The organism is Paenibacillus sp. sgz302191 (genome assembly GCF_057749925.1).
Genome location: NZ_JBYLHY010000001.1, coordinates 82,194 through 99,891 on the forward strand (window position 1 = coordinate 82,194; position 17,698 = coordinate 99,891).

12 protein-coding genes are annotated in these 17,698 nt (G+C 49.7%); 11 read left to right on the forward strand and 1 reads right to left on the reverse strand.

From position 1 onward, the window contains the following. Positions 1-6 precede the first annotated feature (6 nt). From AC3G2T_RS00380 to AC3G2T_RS00410, 7 genes are all read left to right on the forward strand, one after another. Positions 7-1,092 carry an alpha/beta hydrolase gene (locus AC3G2T_RS00380; RefSeq protein WP_474682056.1) on the forward strand — a complete coding sequence of 362 codons (1,086 nt, stop codon included), beginning with the start codon at positions 7-9 and terminating at the stop codon, positions 1,090-1,092. 109 nt (positions 1,093-1,201) lie between these two features. Next, a complete protein-coding gene (locus tag AC3G2T_RS00385; RefSeq protein ID WP_488434128.1) occupies positions 1,202-2,884 on the forward strand; it encodes a type 2 periplasmic-binding domain-containing protein in 1,683 nt (560 codons plus the stop codon). 97 nt (positions 2,885-2,981) lie between these two features. Beyond that, on the forward strand, positions 2,982-3,971 hold the full coding sequence (locus tag AC3G2T_RS00390) for an ABC transporter permease (RefSeq protein WP_488434129.1): 990 nt from the start codon (positions 2,982-2,984) through the stop codon (positions 3,969-3,971). Positions 3,972-3,981: 10 nt separating this feature from the next. Then, the gene (locus AC3G2T_RS00395) at positions 3,982-4,893 is read left to right on the forward strand and encodes a carbohydrate ABC transporter permease (RefSeq protein WP_474682059.1); all 912 of its coding nucleotides are present in this window, start codon (positions 3,982-3,984) and stop codon (positions 4,891-4,893) included. Positions 4,894-5,015: 122 nt separating this feature from the next. After that, positions 5,016-6,554: a response regulator transcription factor gene (locus tag AC3G2T_RS00400; RefSeq protein WP_488434130.1), complete on the forward strand. Its 1,539-nt coding sequence runs from the start codon at positions 5,016-5,018 to the stop codon at positions 6,552-6,554. A 24-nt stretch (positions 6,555-6,578) separates the two neighbouring features. Next, positions 6,579-8,405, forward strand: a complete 1,827-nt coding sequence (locus AC3G2T_RS00405) for a sensor histidine kinase (protein WP_488434131.1) — start codon at positions 6,579-6,581, stop codon at positions 8,403-8,405. Beyond that, positions 8,398-9,912, forward strand: a complete 1,515-nt coding sequence (locus tag AC3G2T_RS00410; RefSeq protein ID WP_488434132.1) for a response regulator transcription factor — start codon at positions 8,398-8,400, stop codon at positions 9,910-9,912. Before AC3G2T_RS00405 ends, AC3G2T_RS00410 begins: the two co-directional genes overlap by 8 nt. A 572-nt stretch (positions 9,913-10,484) precedes the next feature. Here the strand turns inward: AC3G2T_RS00410 and AC3G2T_RS00415 are convergent. After that, entirely contained in the window at positions 10,485-11,981 is a 1,497-nt protein-coding gene (locus AC3G2T_RS00415; protein ID WP_488434133.1) for an alpha-L-fucosidase, read from the reverse strand. Positions 11,982-12,107: 126 nt separating this feature from the next. Between AC3G2T_RS00415 and AC3G2T_RS00420 the strand changes: the two genes are divergently transcribed. The 4 genes from AC3G2T_RS00420 (at position 12,108) to AC3G2T_RS00435 (ending at position 17,655) form a co-directional block, all read left to right on the forward strand. After that, complete coding sequence (locus AC3G2T_RS00420; protein ID WP_488434134.1) at positions 12,108-12,959, forward strand: AraC family transcriptional regulator; 852 nt, start codon at positions 12,108-12,110, stop codon at positions 12,957-12,959. A 304-nt stretch (positions 12,960-13,263) separates the two neighbouring features. Continuing rightward, entirely contained in the window at positions 13,264-15,018 is a 1,755-nt protein-coding gene (locus tag AC3G2T_RS00425; RefSeq protein WP_488434419.1) for a cache domain-containing sensor histidine kinase, read from the forward strand. Then, positions 15,015-16,181 carry a response regulator gene (locus tag AC3G2T_RS00430; RefSeq protein WP_474682065.1) on the forward strand — a complete coding sequence of 389 codons (1,167 nt, stop codon included), beginning with the start codon at positions 15,015-15,017 and terminating at the stop codon, positions 16,179-16,181. The genes AC3G2T_RS00425 and AC3G2T_RS00430 overlap by 4 nt, the downstream gene beginning before the upstream one ends. A gap of 151 nt (positions 16,182-16,332) precedes the next feature. Then, on the forward strand, positions 16,333-17,655 hold the full coding sequence (locus AC3G2T_RS00435; protein ID WP_474682066.1) for an ABC transporter substrate-binding protein: 1,323 nt from the start codon (positions 16,333-16,335) through the stop codon (positions 17,653-17,655). Positions 17,656-17,698: the final 43 nt, after the last annotated feature.

The following is a 17,698-nucleotide window of genomic DNA, read 5'->3' on the forward strand; positions in this document are numbered from 1 at the left end:
TGAACCATGAAAAACATGGATGTGACGGCTGTGCCTGCCGGATATAAACGGGCAGTTAAAAAGGAACTTCAAGGTACCGTTCATGAGGTTTCATACACGGTCAGGAACTATATTAACCAGTCGCGGCAGCTTGTTACAGATCAGAACATCGACGCCAGAGAAGCGGGAAGAGAAACCGTTAAGGGAAGCGAAATCATTAAAAAATGCAACATCTATTTGCCTGCAGGTTATAATGAACAGGATACGGATACCAAATACAAAGTATTGTATCTGCTCCACGGAGTAGGCGGAGATCATTACGAATGGTTACGTAGCAACGGCAAAGCTGACGGGAATTATATCATATGCAATATCTTTGATAATCTCATCGCTAACGGCGATATCCATCCGCTTATCGTCGTTTTTCCCAACGGCAGAAGCGCGTTCGACTGGACGGACTGTACGTTCAATTCCTTAGGAACCAACATGCTTGGGTTCTATTATTTCGATTATGAGCTGAGATATGATCTGATCCCCTTTATTGAATCTGAATTCCATACATTCGCCGTTATAAAAAACGCGTCTCCAGAGAGAATCGAATATAATCGCATGCACAGGGCAATTGCAGGCCTTTCGATGGGTGGTATGCAATCCTTGAATATGGTCCTCGGCGGTTACAGATGCGATGCGGTAGCATATACCGGAACAAAGAGCAGTTGGAAAAATGGGCTTGATACGACTGTGCTCGCGCCAGGTATGGAGGATCTATTCGCTTATATCGGTGCCTTTTCAAATGCTCCCACGTCGAGCGACGGCAAGGTTCTGGGCGCCAGTATCGCTTCATGCAGCCACAGGCTTCATTTGCTTTATATGACCTGCGGCGACATGGATGGAGTTGCAGTAGACAACTATTCCAAATCGGTTGAAGGGCTCACGGACACCGCGGGAGAGTTTCTCGGTGATTATTACCAGGTCCTTCTAAAAAATGGTGTTCATGATTTTAATGTATGGAACAACGGTGCATATAATTTTATCCGGTTGTCTTTCCGGGCAGAAAGGACGAATACGCAGAAGCGGACAATCACAAGCAAATTGCTCACCATTAATTTATAGGGGTAAGACCTTTATTTTGTGAATTGGAAGCGCATTCTTGATGGGTATAATTAGATATATCACCAAGTAAGCGCTAACAGCAGGATACAAAAAGGGAGGAAAAGAAAAAATGGCATTGCAAACTAAACGATCCGCTTTTCAAGTGATCATCCCTGTATTGACACTCGGTGTCTTACTGGCAGGCTGCAGCGGCTCGAGCGGCGGTTCGGACACATCCAGCGCGGCACCAAGCGATGCTTCAGGAAGCCCTGCGGCTTCCCAAGGAGCGGAAGCGATCAAGCCCATGACGATTTCCATGTTCATCGGAGGTTCTTACCAGCAGCCTACTGCGGACAACCGAATCTACAAGATGATCAAGGATAAAACCGGCGTCAGCCTGAAGATGGAATTTCTGGTCGGCGACCTTCTCCAGAAGATGGGCGTCATGATTGCCGGCGGCGATTATCCGGACGTCATGACAGGCGATGACAAGCTGATCGCCGCAGGCGCATTCATACCTCTGGAGGACTTGATTGAGAAGTATGCGCCGAACCTGAAGAAGCATTACGCGAATGTCTGGAACCAAATCAAGGATCCGGCAAGCGGCCATCTCTATGCATTACCGGCTTTCGGCGTGTTCTCCGGCACGTTCAACGAGACGGATTACAGGGGTCCTGGCTTCTGGCTGCAGAAGGATATTCTGAAGGAGCAGGGCTACCCGACTCCCAAGACCTTGGACGATTACTTCGCTATTATAGAGAAGGCCAAGCAGCAGCATCCGGACAGGATCGGCTTCGAGACGCTGAACTTCGACTGGAGAGTGTTCCCGCTGCAGAACCCGCCGGAGCACTTGGCGGGATATGCGAACGACGGCGGCGTTATCGTGGAGAACGCCAAGGCTTCTATCTTCGCTGACAAGGATATCGCCAAGAACTATTACAAGAAGCTGAACGAAATCAACGATAAGGGACTGATGGATAAAGAGGCTCTTGTACAGAACTATGACCAATATCTGGCCAAGATCGCCAGCGGCCGCGTTATCGGCATGTTCGATCAGCAATGGAATTTCCTGGACGGTGAAAATTCCCTGATCTCCCAAGGTAAGTTCGGCAACACCTACGTACCTTTCCCGCTAGTCTATCCTGGTGCGACGGAGCACTATCGGGATCGTCCTGCTCTGAACATCAACCGCGGTTATGGCATTTCCGTCAAGGCCAAGGATCCGGTTGCCATCATCAAGTTCCTGGATACCCTGATGTCCGAAGAATGGCAGAAGACGCTGCAATGGGGGGAAGAAGGCAAGGACTATCTTGTCAAGGATGGTAAATTTTATCGTACGCCTGAACAGCGGACCCAGCAGGACGACAACACCTGGAAGCTGGCTAACAGGGCGGAGGCCTTCTTACAGAACCTGCCGAAGATGCAGGGTTCATACAGCGACGGCAACGCGACCGATCCGCGTACGCAGCCGCAGGAATTTTACGACAGTTTGAAGCCTGAGGATAAGGAAGTGATGAAAGCTTACAATCACAAGACATGGGCGGAGTTCCTCAAGTCGCCTCCAGAAAATCCGGTCTACTATCCAGCCTGGACTATCGACCTGATTGACGGTTCCCCGGCGAAAGTGGCCCAAACCAAGCTGAACGATTTGCAAGTGAAATATTTGCCGAAGGCGATTTTGGCTAAACCGGCTGACTTCGATAATGTCTGGAAAGAATACACGGACCAAATTGCTAAAGCTAATGTTAAAGCCTACGAAGATCGCATCAACGATCAGATTCAGTGGCGGATCAAGAACTGGAGCAGCAAATAATTCATAGTTCACTTGCCGTGGAGCGGAGGAGTCTCAGGTCTTCTCCGTTTTCCAATGCCGCTACAAACGACAAATTCCGGTTCGGGAGGGACGGACAATGGCCGAAACCATACTGAAACAAGAAGTGAAAGCAGCAGTTGTTAAGAAAAAGAAATGGATCGATCCGGAAATCGGCGTGGAATTCAGCTGGAAAACGATAAAAAGTCAGAAGCAGTTGATCTTCATGTCGGTACCGATTCTGATCTACCTGGTTATTTTCAATTACGTCCCGATTTGGGGCTGGTTAACGGCTTTCCAAAATTATCGCCCGGCTCTGCCGTTTCTCAAGCAGAAATGGGTGGGCTTTGATCAGTTCAAATTTCTGCTGGGTGACGACGTCTTCCTTCAGGTACTCCGCAATACATTAGGCATGAGCCTGATCAATTTGGTACTGGGTTTTGTGACGGCGATCGTGCTGGCGCTGCTTCTTAATGAAATCAGAGTGAAATTTTTCAAACGCACGGTTCAGACCATTTCGTACTTGCCTCACTTCCTGTCCTGGGTCATTGCGGCTGGAATTGTGGCTACCTCACTATCCGTGGAGGACGGCATCGTCAACGTCATATTAATGAAGCTTCATCTCATCAAGGAGCCCATTATGTGGCTCAGCATCGGCAAATATTTCTGGGGTATAGTCGGCGCCGCGAACGTGTGGAAGGAAGTCGGTTGGAACACCATCATCTACCTGGCCGCGATTACCTCCATCGATCCATCGCTATATGAAGCCGCTTCCATGGATGGAGCCAACCGATACCAGAAGATGCGCTATGTTACCTTGCCAGGCATTAAAGCGACGTTCATTATCCTCTTGATCATGAATGTCGGCCACATTCTGGATGCAGGATTTGAAGTGCAGTATCTGTTGGGGAACGGCTTGGTTGTAGACTGGTCGCAAACGATTGATATTTTCGTGCTGAAATACGGGATCACCCTTGGCAACTATTCACTGGCGACAGCGGCGGGCATCTTCAAGACGGTCGTCAGCATTGCCCTGGTTCTGAGTGCAAATCATATCGCGAAGCGCCTAGGCGAAGAGCGGCTGTTATAAGGGGTTGAATATGAAAATGACTACTATCCAGAAAAATCGTTTGGAACCGATCTTATTCAACACGCTGAACGGGTTCTTCATGCTCTTCCTGGTCATCGTCACCCTGTACCCTTTTCTTCACACGCTGACGGTATCTTTTAACGAAGGCAATGATACGCTGCGGGGAGGCCTCTACTTATGGCCAAGGATTTGGAGCATGCAAAATTACCGGGCCATATTTATCTCGGGAACGATCTATCATGCTGCCTGGATCTCGGTTGCCAGAACCGTAACATTGACAGTGCTAGGCGTGTTTCTCACTACGATGCTGGCCTATACCTTGGCTCAACCTCACTATTTGTTTCGTAAAATCATCGGCGTGTTCTTCGTGTTGACCATGTATTTCAACGCTGGCCTGATCCCGAATTATTTCCTGATCAAGCAACTTGGCTTGCTGAACAGCTTCTGGGTGTACATTCTTCCGGCGATGGTCAGCGCGTTCAATCTGATTGTGATCCGGACCTATATCAAGTCTCTCCCAGGCAGTTTGGTCGAATCCGCCAAGATCGACGGAGCAGGCGATTTCACAATTTTCCTGCGGATCATCTTCCCGCTCTGCATGCCCGCCCTCGCAACCATTGCGTTGTTCATCGCGGTCGGCGCATGGAACTCCTGGTTTGATACCTTCTTGTACGCTTCTTCCGATATCAAGCTGAGTACGCTGCAATATGAAATGATGAAGCTCTTGGGCTCTACCATGAACTCTAATACCGACCCGGCTCTCTTAAACGGGGTTGATACGGGTCAGTCTAAGGCTATGGTTACCCCTGCTTCGATTCGGGCGGCCATCACGATTGTAACTGCTGTGCCGATCCTGTTCGTTTATCCGTTCCTGCAGCGCTACTTTGTGGCAGGTTTGAATCTGGGCAGCGTAAAAGAATAAGGGACTGCAAGTTTCCGGAGATGACCGTTTCAGCATCCGGCTGAGACGGTTTTTCCATTGCTGGGAGCGCGGGCTGCATCTTATAATATCTATTAGGAATAAAGGAAATCAGGTGAAATCGTATGCTAAAAGTGCTATTTGCCGATGATGAGCCGATCATGTTAGAGGGGCTGCGTTTTCTGATGGACTGGAACAAACTGGGATTCGAAGTGTGCGGAGAAGCCCTGGACGGGGAGGATGCCCTGCAGCTCATGGAAGAGTGCCGCCCCCACCTGGTGATTACCGATATCCGGATGCCTGTCATTGACGGTCTGGAACTGATAGAAAGGGCTTACGCTAGCTTCCCCCGTACAAGATTCATCGTATTAAGCGGCTATGCGGATTTCGAGTATGCCAAGAAGGCAATGAAATTCGGCGTTTCCAATTATTTAACGAAGCCCTTGAACGAGACGGAGCTGGAAAACGCTGTGCTTGAAGCAGCGGAGAACATCCGGATGGAGGATGCTCGATATCAATTGCGCCGATCCGCTATGGAACACATCCGGTCGGAAACGGTTTCGCAGCTTCTCTTAGGAGATGGCAGGCAGGAGTGGTTAGAACAAGCCAGGAGCCTCCTTAGGCTTCATGACGAATCGAGAATCCGGTGCATCCAACTGATCGGCATCGAAGCAGAAGCCGGAGAGCAGAAACGGCTCAACCTGTTCCAGCATCTGCTTGAAGCGGCGGAATTGGCGGCCATTGAAGAGATTGCCGTGCATCCATTTAAACTGGGCAAAGACCGGTTCGGCTTTGTTCTGGCGGCGGACCGGAAGGGACCGGCCCTGCTGCCCTCGCTGGTGAACCGGTTCATCCGGTACATCCGTCATACATGCGGGGAGCAGTATTCCTTTTCTGTCAGCAGTGAGGTCCGGGGGGCCGCATCCCTGAATAAGGCGTACAGGGAGACGCTTGTAGCGGAGCTGTGCAAATTTCCCTCCGATCTGACGGGCGTTTATTATTATCAGGATAGAACGCAGGAGGAGAGTTTCCGGATCCCGGAGGAAATCAAGGATTCGTTGCTTCAGGCCATTGTTTGCGGCAACCCGGATGCCGTGCGGGCTCACGCTCGTGATCTTTTTTCAAGCTTAACGGCGCGGAAAGCATTGGAAGCTTGGGTGGAGGCAAGCCTGTCGGCGATCAAGCTGGACATTCTTCAAGCGCTGATCCAACAGGGAGCCGATTCGGAGAGTTGGACCCGGAGATGGTTCGCGGCCCCGCTGCGGCTGGACCCGGGAGGAATGGAAATCCGGGTACTGAAGGATTTCCTGGATGCGGCCGAATGGGTGGCAAGTGAGAAGGGCCCGCGCGTCGATGGTGTCGTATCCACAGCCGCGGGATTCATCAAGCAGCATTATCACGAGAAGCTGCAGCTCCAATATGTAGCCGAGCAACTTCATATGAATCCGGCTTACCTGGGCCAACGGTTCAAGAAGCAGTTTGGTATGGCGTTCAACGAATACCTGCACACGGTCCGCATCGAAGAGGCAAAAAAGCTGCTTCGCCGGGCTGAATTCAAAATAGCCGATATCGCCTTGAGGGTGGGGTATTCGGATTCGGACCAGTTTGTTGCGAAATTCAAAGCCTTGACCGGTATGATACCTTCCTCATACAAGAAAGGCTAAGACATACCCGACAGGAGACCGACTATGAAGCGGAAATGGAAGCCTTTCAGCCATATCGTCAACGACATTCCGTTAAGATACAAGTTTCTGTTCATCTATCTTTTGTGCGTCCTGCTTCCCATCATGTGTATCAATTCGCTGTTTTACATTCAGAACAGCCGGAACACGGAAGCCCGTGAGCGGGAGAATCTGCAAATATCTTTGGACCGGGCAGGCTACGAGCTGGTGCAGATGGTGAACGAATGCATCTCGATAAGCAACACTGTAGCGGCTGACCGGGCCTTCAACGAACCATTGGAAACCTCCTATGCCGACTTGTCGGCATATTACGAAAAATATGACAGCTACCTGCGCGATAGGCTCCGCCAATATACGAACCAGTACCCGTACATCTCCAGGCTGGGCGTGTACACCTCGAACCCGACGATTGATAGCGGGGGGAGCTATTTTATCCTGAAGGACAGCGATAAACAAAGTGAGTGGTACCGGAAGCTGACCGCTACGAAGGATAAGGTGATCGTTACCTCGTATCTGGATATCAACCCGATGAATCCGCAACAGAAGATGGTGTATGTCAGCGTCATCCGCAAATTGAATAATTTCCCGGATCTAATGAATTACACCAAGTATATGCGGATTGACCTGCAGCTCGACAAGTTGCAGGAGCTATTCAACAAGGAGCGGAGCTACTTGCAGTTCAAGCTGTTGGATGCAGATAAACGGATCGTTCTCGATTCGAACCGTTCCTACATTGCCGAGGATAACCTTCTGTCTCCTATCACGGCAGACCCTCTTGATTCGTCGGGCGGCAATGCGGCAGGTAACTTCATCAGTCCATTGGGAACGGCCAGCTATTTGAGCGGCTGGGAATTGATAGGGATTCCGGAAAGATCCCGAGTGCTCAAGGAACAGAATGCGGTATTGAAGTTCGGCATCGCGTTGGCCTTGATCAGCACGGTGATTCCGACGGTGCTCGTCTTTATTATTCTGCATTCCTACAACCTGCGGGTCAGACGGCTCTCCAAACATATGCAGATGGTTAAAAACGAGCGCTTCGAACCCATCAACATGTACGAAGGCCGGGACGAGATTGGAGGTCTTCTTCGAAGCTTCAATCTTATGACGGAAAAAATCCGGAATCTGATCAACGACGTCTACAAGCTAGAACTCCAGAAGAAGGACTTGGAGCTGGAACGGGTGCGGGCGGAGCTTAATATGCTGCAAAGCCAAGTGGATCCGCACTTCCTGTTCAACACGCTCAACGCCATTCTGGTCGTATGCAAGAAGCACCGGTATGAGCATGTGACGGAAACTATCCGCAACCTGTCCCAAATATTAAGAAGGCTGCTTAGCTGGAAGGATGACCTAGTGACGATCGAAGAGGAAATCACCTTTATCGAGATGTATCTGCAGATTGAAAAGTTTCGGTTTCAAGACCGTTTTGAATATGAAATGGACATCGATCCGGGGGTCCTCTCCTGCCGGATTCCCAAGATGAGTATCCAATTCTTGGTGGAGAACTCCTGCAAGCACGGGCTTCAATCGGTGAAAGGGGACCGGAGAATCTGCATCTCGGCCGGGTTGGATGAGCGCCATCTGGTCATGAAGGTCAAGGATAACGGAATCGGTATGGACACCGCCAAGCTGAATGGGATATTCCAAAATTTATATATAGAGGAAACAACAGAGAAAAATATTGGACTGCGGAACGTATACAAACGGCTGAATCTTTATTACAACGACAGATCCTTGTTTACAATAGACAGTAAGGAAAATGAACAGACAACCGTTACGATCCGTGTTCCTCTGAATCTGATTCTGCCTCAGGAGGAGCTGGAAGAGAATGTATAAAGTGCTGTTTGCCGATGACGAGCCGATCGCATTGGAAGGCATCCGGCTAATGGCCGAATGGGAGGAGCTGGGGTTCGAGATATGCGGCATGTGCGCCAACGGGGAAGAAGCTTTGGCGGTTGCAGAGGACTGTAAGCCCGATCTCATCATTACGGATATCCGGATGCCGGTGATCGACGGCTTGGAACTGATCGACCGGATTCGGGGGCTGTCGGAAAACTACTACCCGATCTTCATCATCATGAGCGGGTACGGCGACTTCGAATATGCCAGATCCGCATTGCGGTACGGAGTGCGCCATTATTTGCTCAAGCCGGTCATGGATAAAGAATGGGAAATGATCTTGAAAGATATCATGCAGGAGCTTGCGGTTCGTGCACAGGAGCATAGCAGGCAGGAGCTGGAGTCGTACAGACTCCTGCCGGCGGTGCTTGCCCCCATTCTCCGAGGAGAGATGCAGGAGCCGGATGAGAGCGTATCCGGACAAATCGGAGAGCTGGACCGACAAGCCAAAGCATGGAGATACATTCTGATCGAGGGGTTGAAGGGAGAGAATCTGGAATGCTGCGCGGCATACTCCAGCCCGCCCCGAGTGATGTTTATCGACCTTATGCCCGGCCAGGCCGGTTTGGTGGCAGACGATGCCCTGGATGTCATTGCTTTGGCCCGAAAGGTCTCTGACGGGCTAAGGCAGCAAGGAATGGAAATTTGCGTTTCGGTCGGGCCGTCCGTGCCTTCACTTCTGGATTTGACGGTATCCTATTCGGGGGCGAAGGAGGTGTCTGTCCACCACTTTTTCCATGATGATGAAGGTCTCGTCGTTTATGAATCCGCAGCCCGTTTCGAGGTCAGCTACGATCTTCAGGCCATGGCGACAGCGGAGGAGCTGTTTGCCGCAGCGGAGCGGCTTCAGGAGCAGGAGGCGGCAGACATCATGAAGCGTTTATTCGCCTCATTCCAACAGCATAAGACTGCGCCGGAAGTGGTGCGGATGCTTAGCATGGATGTGGTTTTGAAGAGCACGGAGGTGCTGCGGGAGCTGGGGGCGTCGACAGCTGACATGTGGCCGAGGTTCCGCGATCTGCTCCAAAATGGGCCGAAATCGCTGACGGGCTTGGAACACTCCATGCGGGGTTATCTGGACGAATATATGAACCGGTTGAGGAAGCAGAAGGAATTCAACTCTGGACACCCCCTTCATGGGATTGAACGTTACATTCAGGAGAATTACAAGAAGCCGCTTACGATCAAGGAGATCGGGGAACGGTTTTATATGAATCCTGTGTACCTGGGTCAGGCATTCATGAAGAAAAACGGCGTGGGCATCACTGAATATATACATGACCTGCGTATTGAAGAGTCCAAGAAAATGCTTACGGAATCAGACGCTACGATCCGTTCCATCGCGGAGGAGGTCGGATACGTGCATTATCATCATTTTCTGAGAGAGTTCGAGAAGCGGGTTTCCGAGAAGCCGATCGTGTACAGGCAGACGGGTAAATCCTAAAGAATGGGGAGGGGGAGAACCTTATCATAATGAGGGAGACGGCCTGTAAGAACGGGACATCTAAAGGAGGCTTGCCAAACTATGAACAAGGAAATACCGGCCTTGCACGAGGCTTTCAAAGGATTATTCAGAATCGGCGCCGCCGTTAGTACGCTGATGCCGAAGCCAGCGTTTTGGAGCCTCATCGGGGCTTAATCACGTTTGTGCCTGAGCTGCTGGAGCAGAGCTGCGAGCTCGTGACTGTTAGCCGGCTTTTGGAATTAAGTAAGACGGAGTAGTAAACGTCACGCCGATGGATCAAAGGGGGATCCAATCTACCTTTGAAGAACTCGGCTATTTATTGCTTTTCCTGAGTTTTTACCAGAATCTAACTTGAAGTGCATAGGTCATGAATGAAAGCCGAGAAAAATAAACCGCTCCGAAGAGCGGTTTATTTTTCTCGGAGTGAGGGTTGCCCTCTTTTGTCATCTAAGTTTGAAGAAGCAAAATCACAGGTGATATGAAGCGAGTGGTCTTTCTACCCGGAGTTGGCTACCCGATTAATGGGTAGCCTCTTACCGATTGTCGAACACTTACGGCTTGAGTTCGATCGCCAGGCAGTTGACGTACGGCGTCGGCTGCCGGTCCGGCAGCGAAACGATGAGCGCTCCGTACGGCTGTTCGAACGGTACTTCGCCCACGCCAAGCAGCCGGACCGATTCCACTTTGTCTGCCGGCGTCAACGCACGAATGACGGCACGATGATCTTCCGGCCACCGCATCTGGAATGCGTAAAGCGTATTTCCCTTTTGGGTGAAACGGAAGTCGCCGGAGTTCCATTCCACCCTGTCCTCCTTGAAATGATCAATGACGACGCGGGAATGTCCTTCGCCCGATACGCGGAACGGCCGGGTGCCGTACACGCCTTCCCCGCATATCCGGATCCATTTGGCCATCTCCTGCAGGATATACGTGCACTCGTCATCAATCGTACCGTCCGGCTTCTGCGGAATATTGAGGAGCAGATTGCCGTTCTTGGCGATGATGTCGACCAGAATTTCAATGACATGCCCTGGTTTCTTATAGACCGTTTTCACATTATAGAACCAATCCCCGATACACGTATCGGTCTGCCACGGGTCAGGCCTGATGTCCGGCGACTGGCTGCGTTCAATGTCGAGGATGCCGATGCGGTAAACGTCCTGCCTGCGGTCCTTCTGGTTATAGACTGCGCGATTCACGCCGCCATAGGCCGCAGCGCTCGTATTGTACAGATGCGCGACCGCATTCAGTCCGGCTGCGAACGACGGGTCATCCAAGGAGGCGTCCCTTTGATCCCAGGCGCTAGCGAACGGCAGTCCGCCATCGGAGTACAGCAGATCCGGCTGGTACAGATCGATGACTTCCTTGATGATGTCGAACCAGCGCTGATGCCACCAAGGATTGATTGTATACCATGGCGTCGGTTCCATTTGCAGGTTGTCCGGTTGATAATGCTCGCGGTTCGGCAAATACAAATCCTCGTACTTGGGATCGTTTCCGTCATAAGGGATGCCCGCATAAGGGCCCTCCTTATCCTGTCCTTTATTGAAATGAAACCAGCTGAACGTCGCTCCCAGATGCTCGGTCAGCCCGAAAGGCAGTCCCCGGCGGGAAGCAGCGGCTTTCCACAGCGCAACGATATCTTTCTTCGGTCCCATGTTGACCGAATTAAAGCGGTGGATTTTCGAGTCGTAGTTGAAAAAGTTGTCGTGGTGCATCGCCTGTGCGACGAAATATTTGGCACCGGCAGCTACGTACAAGTCCATCAGCGATTCCGGATCGAATTTCTCCGCTTTCCACAGCTGTACGATATCTTTGTAGCCGAATGTTGACGGATGTCCGTAATGGCGGATATGGTACCGGTATTGCTCGGAACCTTCGTAATACATGTTCCTGGCGTACCAGTCCCCGTACATTGGCACCGATTGTGCGCCCCAGTGCGACCATATGCCGAGCTTAGCATCCCGGAACCATTCCGGGCACTCGAATTTCCTGAGCGATTCAAATGTGGGTTCGAAAGGACCCTTGGCGATGTGCGCCTTAACCATGCGGATCAGGCCTCCTATTTTTTTGTTACAGCCTTATCCTAGCAGTATTGTGGTATACTCATGAATATAGAATCCTAACTTCTTGTTGTATAAAATTATCTATCTTTCCATAATCGGTGATTACCCATGGACAATGCCCAACAACAACTGATCCGGCTTTATCTCGATAACCTTCAGGTTCACGTAACCGCAATGGGACATAACCAGGTTTGGTCCGACTGGCGGGATCTCGATTACACGCCGGACTATAACAAATTTTATTTGATTTGCGATGGCGAAGGCTGGTTGAAAATCGGCGATACGGAGTATACGCCTAAACCGGGGCAGTGGTACCTGATGCCGCAAGGAGTGAAGCAATCTTACTCCTATACGGACGGCCCGCGCTTTACGAAATATTGGTGCCATTTTACGGCCAAGGTCGGGGAAAACAACCTGTTCAATCTGCTAAAAATACCCGTATTTCTCGAACCGGGGAAAGACGGCGAACCGAAGCAGCTGTTCCGAGAGCTGCTTTCCTGCGAATCCGGTACGTCCCTATCCGCTCCCCTGCTGATTAAAGCGGCCATGCTGAAGTTGATTGCATATTATGTTGAGCATGCAGCTTCCGACGTGGCAGGCGTCGAACTCGCTGCAGTGTCCGAACCCCTTCAAGGTGTCATCGAGCATATCCAACTAAATTATCATCGAAACTTGACGATCGACGAGTTGGCGGAACGCGCTCATCTGCATCCCAACTATTTTATCCGCGTGTTCAAAAGGCGTTTCGGCACATCTCCGATTCAATACGTTAACAGAAAAAGGATAGAAGAAGCGAAGTGGCTATTGACCTCCACGGACCTCATGCTGGCGGAAATCGGCGCTAAAGTTGGCATTCCCGACATCTCCTATCTATCCAAATTATTCAAATCATCCACAGGTTTATCTCCGACTGCGTATCGATTGACTCATCATCCGAATCCGTCTAATTCGACAATATGAACGAAGATATGGAGGGGGCAAAAGCCCTTTCTTTTTTTTGTGCTCCGAATCGGTATGATCTCGAAAGAAGTCGGCTCCCCGCAAGACGAATATCCTCTTTCAACCGCTCGCGAAGTTTTTGGGGGTAAGGGCGCCTTTTTACGCTCCAACGAACAATTTCTTCAAACATTTCCCCTCCCATGGTACAATAATGCTGAGATGAGGGCAGCAAGCCGCCTATAATCGCATAGAAATCGTAGAATGTTCTGACATCGTTCAAGCAGGAGTGATTATATCGGTTCGGGAGTGGCGCAGCTTGAAAAACATGTCCATTTTGACGCAATTAATTTTCGCATTCAGTGTGATTATGCTCGCTTTAACCATGGTTGTCAGCTTTTTTTCCTATCAAAAGTCTTCGGAAATTCTCTATCAGAAATCCACCCAGTTTTTGCTATATTCCATCAATCAAATGAAAGAGCGTATGGACAATACATTAGAAGAATACGATGAATTTTCCAAACAACTTGCTTATAGTCCGGCGGTTTTGGACTACTTGACCCAGATCCACATGAAAATACCCCCCAAGATTCCGAAATACGAGTTGGAGAAAGAGATCGCGCGGCAGAGCCAGACATTTGCCCGTGGCATCATCGTTCAAATTTTGGATGAGAACGAGAATGCTTATACGGCTTTCAATGGGTTCGACTTGGCGTGGAAGAATATAAACGAACTGAAAAGTATGGCCTGGTATCCCCACGTCGCTCAAGCGGAGGGAAGCGTAGTTTGGGCGGGAGGCGAGATGAAAAATACGATTCTTGTTCCGGCCGTAATTGGCAGTCGTATCGTTAATAGTTGGACCGATTTGAAGCCTATTGGGCAAATTCTCGTTATTATCCCTGCTACCGTCATTGAAAACATCAGTCAGGACAAGCAACTGGCGGAGATTGAAAATATTCGGATTGTCGACCGCTACCATCGTATCGTTTATTCCAAACAGAAGTCGGAGATAGGTCAAACGATAGCCGCCGGGGAACAGAGACTTCTCCGACTTCAAGACGCGTCGATCATGACGGAAACGATTGAGGAAGAAGACCGATTTATTATCAAAGCCAACTCGTCGTACAGCCAGTTTACCATACTATCCTACGTCAACAAGCATACGTTGGAACGTGAAATGAAGCAGATGCAATACCGCATCATTACGATTGGATTGATCGCTTTGGCGGGGGCGATACTTTTTGTATTGCTTTTCTCCTGGTCTTTATCCCGGCCACTAAGATTATTAACGCAGAGCTTTCAGAAAATCAGACGAGGTATCCTGCTACCGATTCACGGTCAGTATGCAAATCGGGAAGTAATCACACTGATTCATGGTTTTAACAAAATGGTCGGCGACTTAAACAAGGCGGTAAAAGATTTGGCCGACAAACAGATCAGCGAGGAACAGGCGCAGTTAATTGCACTGAGGGCGCAGTTTCAGCCGCATTTTATGTACAACACGCTGAATACGATCTTCTGGATGCTGTATAACAAGGGCGAGGAACAGACGGCGGAGATGGTGCATTCGTTAAGCGAAATGCTACGATATACGATACAACCCGGTTCGGATTTAGTTCCGTTAAAGGAAGATTTGAAGCAGCTGCAGCGTTATATTACCCTGCAGACTTATCGTTTCGAAGATAAGCTTCAAGTCGATTTGCAAGTGGAAGATGAGATTTTGGATGTCCGCGTCATACGTCTGCTCTTTCAGCCTCTGGTAGAAAATGCGATTATCCATGGGCTGGAACCAATGGATCGAAGTCCAGGACTGATTCGTATCCTGGTGTTTCGCGATGGCGGAGATCTTGTGTTATCTGTCGAGGATAACGGGGTCGGTGTGAGCGAGAACCAATACAGAGACTTGCTGGGGCATCGGGGTTCCCCCAATGATTCCCACACACGTTTGGGCTTGATCAATTTAAATCAAAGAATAAAGCTGATTTATAGGTTGGACAGGGGTATTGAACTGTCCAAAAGCGAATTGGGCGGGTTAAAAGTCACTGTGCGAATTCCTGTTATGGAAGCGGGCGAACGAAGATGATGATTTTGGTGGTTGACGACGAGCGGTTACCCAGAACCTCACTGGCCGGGATGATCAGATCCATCGATCCGAAGCATGTTGTAATGGAAGCCGAGAACACGAACGAAGCTTTGGAATTGTTCACCCTTCATCCCATTGATCTCGTGATCTCGGACATTCGGATGCCGGGCAGAGGCGGATTGGATTTGGTCAAAGAGATCAGGGAGATGAACGAAGAGGCGAATGTCGTGCTGCTATCCGGGTATGCCGATTTTGAATACGCTATAACCGGTATCCGCTTGCGCATATTTGAATACGTTACGAAGCCTGTAAGCAAGCAGCAAGTGACGGAGTTGCTCCGCAAGGTGGAGGATAGGCTCGTGGAGAGGAAATCGAAAAACATGCTGAACCGGTTGCGCGACAAAAATATGCTCGAGAAGCGGATACGCGATTGGTGCCACAACATCCCTATCCCCTATTACGACGAAATGCTCCTGCCGGATTACAGCGAGATCGCTTTGTTTCATATATATGCTTCAAACCTTGTAGAAATGGACCACCGGATACGGTTTTTCTTGAAAAATATTTTCGAAGAAATGTTGTCGGAGATTGGTATTCCGGTGTTTGTTGACGAAATTCGTCAAGTCACGTTAGTGTTCTTCTCCCAAAATGTCCCCGAAGAGTCGTTACTGTTCAAAATCAGGGAAAGTCAGCAGACGGTCGAGCGGCTCATCCGGCAAAATCTGTCCATGGGTTGGGGAGGCATCATCGCCGATTTGGCTGCAATCCCCCGGCTGTATCAGCAAAGTATGGTGACTTTAGGAGCCGAATCGTTGTCCGATTGTCCGATTGTGGAGGCGAGCCATTATTTGGTCAAGAAAGCGATTGAACTCATCCAGCAGCATTATGCAGAGGACATTTCGCTTCTGACGCTTGGAGAGCAGCTTCACGTCAATCCGAATTATTTGGGCCGGTTGTTCAAGAAAGAAATCGACATGAATTTCACCGATTATTTGGTGCGCATCAGAATGGACCAAGCGAAGCGACTGCTTAAGCAAACTACGCTGAAAATATACGAGATCGCGCATGAGGTCGGATACGAAGACAACGCGTATTTCAGCAGATTATTCAAAGCATTGCATGCAATGACGCCGAATGAATACCGCAACTTCGACAAGTCATAACGGCGTAAGGCCCTTTTTCGAGAAACGGAGAAGGGTCGTTTTTTGTCGTTTTAATCCAAGAAAAGTATGTTTGTTCACGTTTCGGAAAAGGTTCAGTCCATTTTATAATTTAGGAGTAATCTATCCAAATACAGAAGGGTTGGTACAGAAGATGAGAACGTTGGCAAATGTGCTGATATCGGTCATTCTCGCAGGATCCATGGTAGCGCTTTCCGCTTGCAGCAACAGCACTGGCGGTAACAAATCGGATCAACAAGACGGCAAACCGGACAAGGTATCCATTCGCATTATGACCAGATGGGCGGATAATACGCCGGGTCCCGTCGCATTCAGAGACCGCATCAAGCAGTTTCAGAAGGAAAACCCGAATATCGAAGTCCTGGATGAGTCGATAACCGACGAATCCGCTTATATGACTAAATTCAAAACGGGTATCGCTTCCGGGGATCTTCCGGCCATCAGCCAGACATGGGGCGGTGAAGCCTTCAAGATTTATGCGGATAACGGAACATTTCTCGACTTATCCGGTGCAATGAATGATGACAAGGGATGGTCGGATCAGCTTCTGCCATTGTTCGAGAACTGGCAGTTTAAGGGCAAAGAAGGCGTCTATGGCATTCCGGCTGAATTTTTCGCTGTAGGCATCTTCTATAACAAAGAGATTTTTAAGAAACTCAATTTACAGCCGCCGCAGACGCTGGAGGAGCTGTTGGAACAGGCGCCAAAGCTGCAAGCGGCTGGATACATCCCAATGGCGTTGGGAGCCAAAGATACATGGCGGGGAGGACACTTCTTTAACAACTTGGTGATGAAGCAGTTCGGTCCGCAAAAAATCGATGATTTGGCCACACGCAAAGCACATTATGATGACCCTGACATGGTTTCCTTATTCAAACTCATCTCGGACTTTAATCAGGCAGGGGTTTTCGGCGACAACGCGGTGAGCGTGGATATGAATCAGGAGAAAGCGTTGTTCCTAAGCGGCCGTTCGGCGATGCATATGGACGGCAGTTGGTTCATCGGCGAGGCTTCTAGCAGTGAAATCAAGGATAAGATCGGCTTTGTTCCGTTTCCTTATTTTAAGGATAAGCCGGAGAATAAAGACAATTGGATGGGCGGCGCCGGCGGCGGTTTCTCCGTTTACGGCAAGCTTAAGGACAAAGAGAAGGGAGCGGCCATCAAACTGTTGAAGTACCTGACATCCGTCGACTATTTCCGGAAACAGGAGGAAGTAAATCAAGGCGGCGTTTACCCAGTTAAAATGTCGCCGAATCCGAATGTGAACAATCCGATCTCCTCGGATTTCGTGAACGCAATCAAGAACGCAAAGGTTTACAAAAATGACGTTCCTTCCTATGATAAACTGCCGCAGTTGCTCGATCGCGTGAGAAATTCAATTCAAGGCTTGTTCGTTAAGAATCCGCCGGAGAAAGTGGCCAAAGAAATTGCCGATGAAATTAAGAAAAGCAATTAACGAAGGGAGTTCAACCGGCAACCTTGTCGGTTGAACCCCTCAA

Excerpts from the sequence above, each read along its gene's own strand:
- AC3G2T_RS00380 (WP_474682056.1), top strand. The coding sequence starts at position 7 with ATGAAAAACATGGATGTGACGGCTGTGCCTGCCGGATATAAACGGGCA.
- AC3G2T_RS00385 (WP_488434128.1), top strand. The coding sequence starts at position 1,202 with ATGGCATTGCAAACTAAACGATCCGCTTTTCAAGTGATCATCCCTGTA.
- AC3G2T_RS00390 (WP_488434129.1), top strand. The coding sequence starts at position 2,982 with ATGGCCGAAACCATACTGAAACAAGAAGTGAAAGCAGCAGTTGTTAAG.
- AC3G2T_RS00395 (WP_474682059.1), top strand. The coding sequence starts at position 3,982 with ATGAAAATGACTACTATCCAGAAAAATCGTTTGGAACCGATCTTATTC.
- AC3G2T_RS00400 (WP_488434130.1), top strand. The coding sequence starts at position 5,016 with ATGCTAAAAGTGCTATTTGCCGATGATGAGCCGATCATGTTAGAGGGG.
- AC3G2T_RS00405 (WP_488434131.1), top strand. The coding sequence starts at position 6,579 with ATGAAGCGGAAATGGAAGCCTTTCAGCCATATCGTCAACGACATTCCG.
- AC3G2T_RS00410 (WP_488434132.1), top strand. The coding sequence starts at position 8,398 with ATGTATAAAGTGCTGTTTGCCGATGACGAGCCGATCGCATTGGAAGGC.
- AC3G2T_RS00415 (WP_488434133.1), bottom strand. The coding sequence starts at position 11,981 with ATGGTTAAGGCGCACATCGCCAAGGGTCCTTTCGAACCCACATTTGAA.
- AC3G2T_RS00420 (WP_488434134.1), top strand. The coding sequence starts at position 12,108 with ATGGACAATGCCCAACAACAACTGATCCGGCTTTATCTCGATAACCTT.
- AC3G2T_RS00425 (WP_488434419.1), top strand. The coding sequence starts at position 13,264 with ATGTCCATTTTGACGCAATTAATTTTCGCATTCAGTGTGATTATGCTC.
- AC3G2T_RS00430 (WP_474682065.1), top strand. The coding sequence starts at position 15,015 with ATGATGATTTTGGTGGTTGACGACGAGCGGTTACCCAGAACCTCACTG.
- AC3G2T_RS00435 (WP_474682066.1), top strand. The coding sequence starts at position 16,333 with ATGAGAACGTTGGCAAATGTGCTGATATCGGTCATTCTCGCAGGATCC.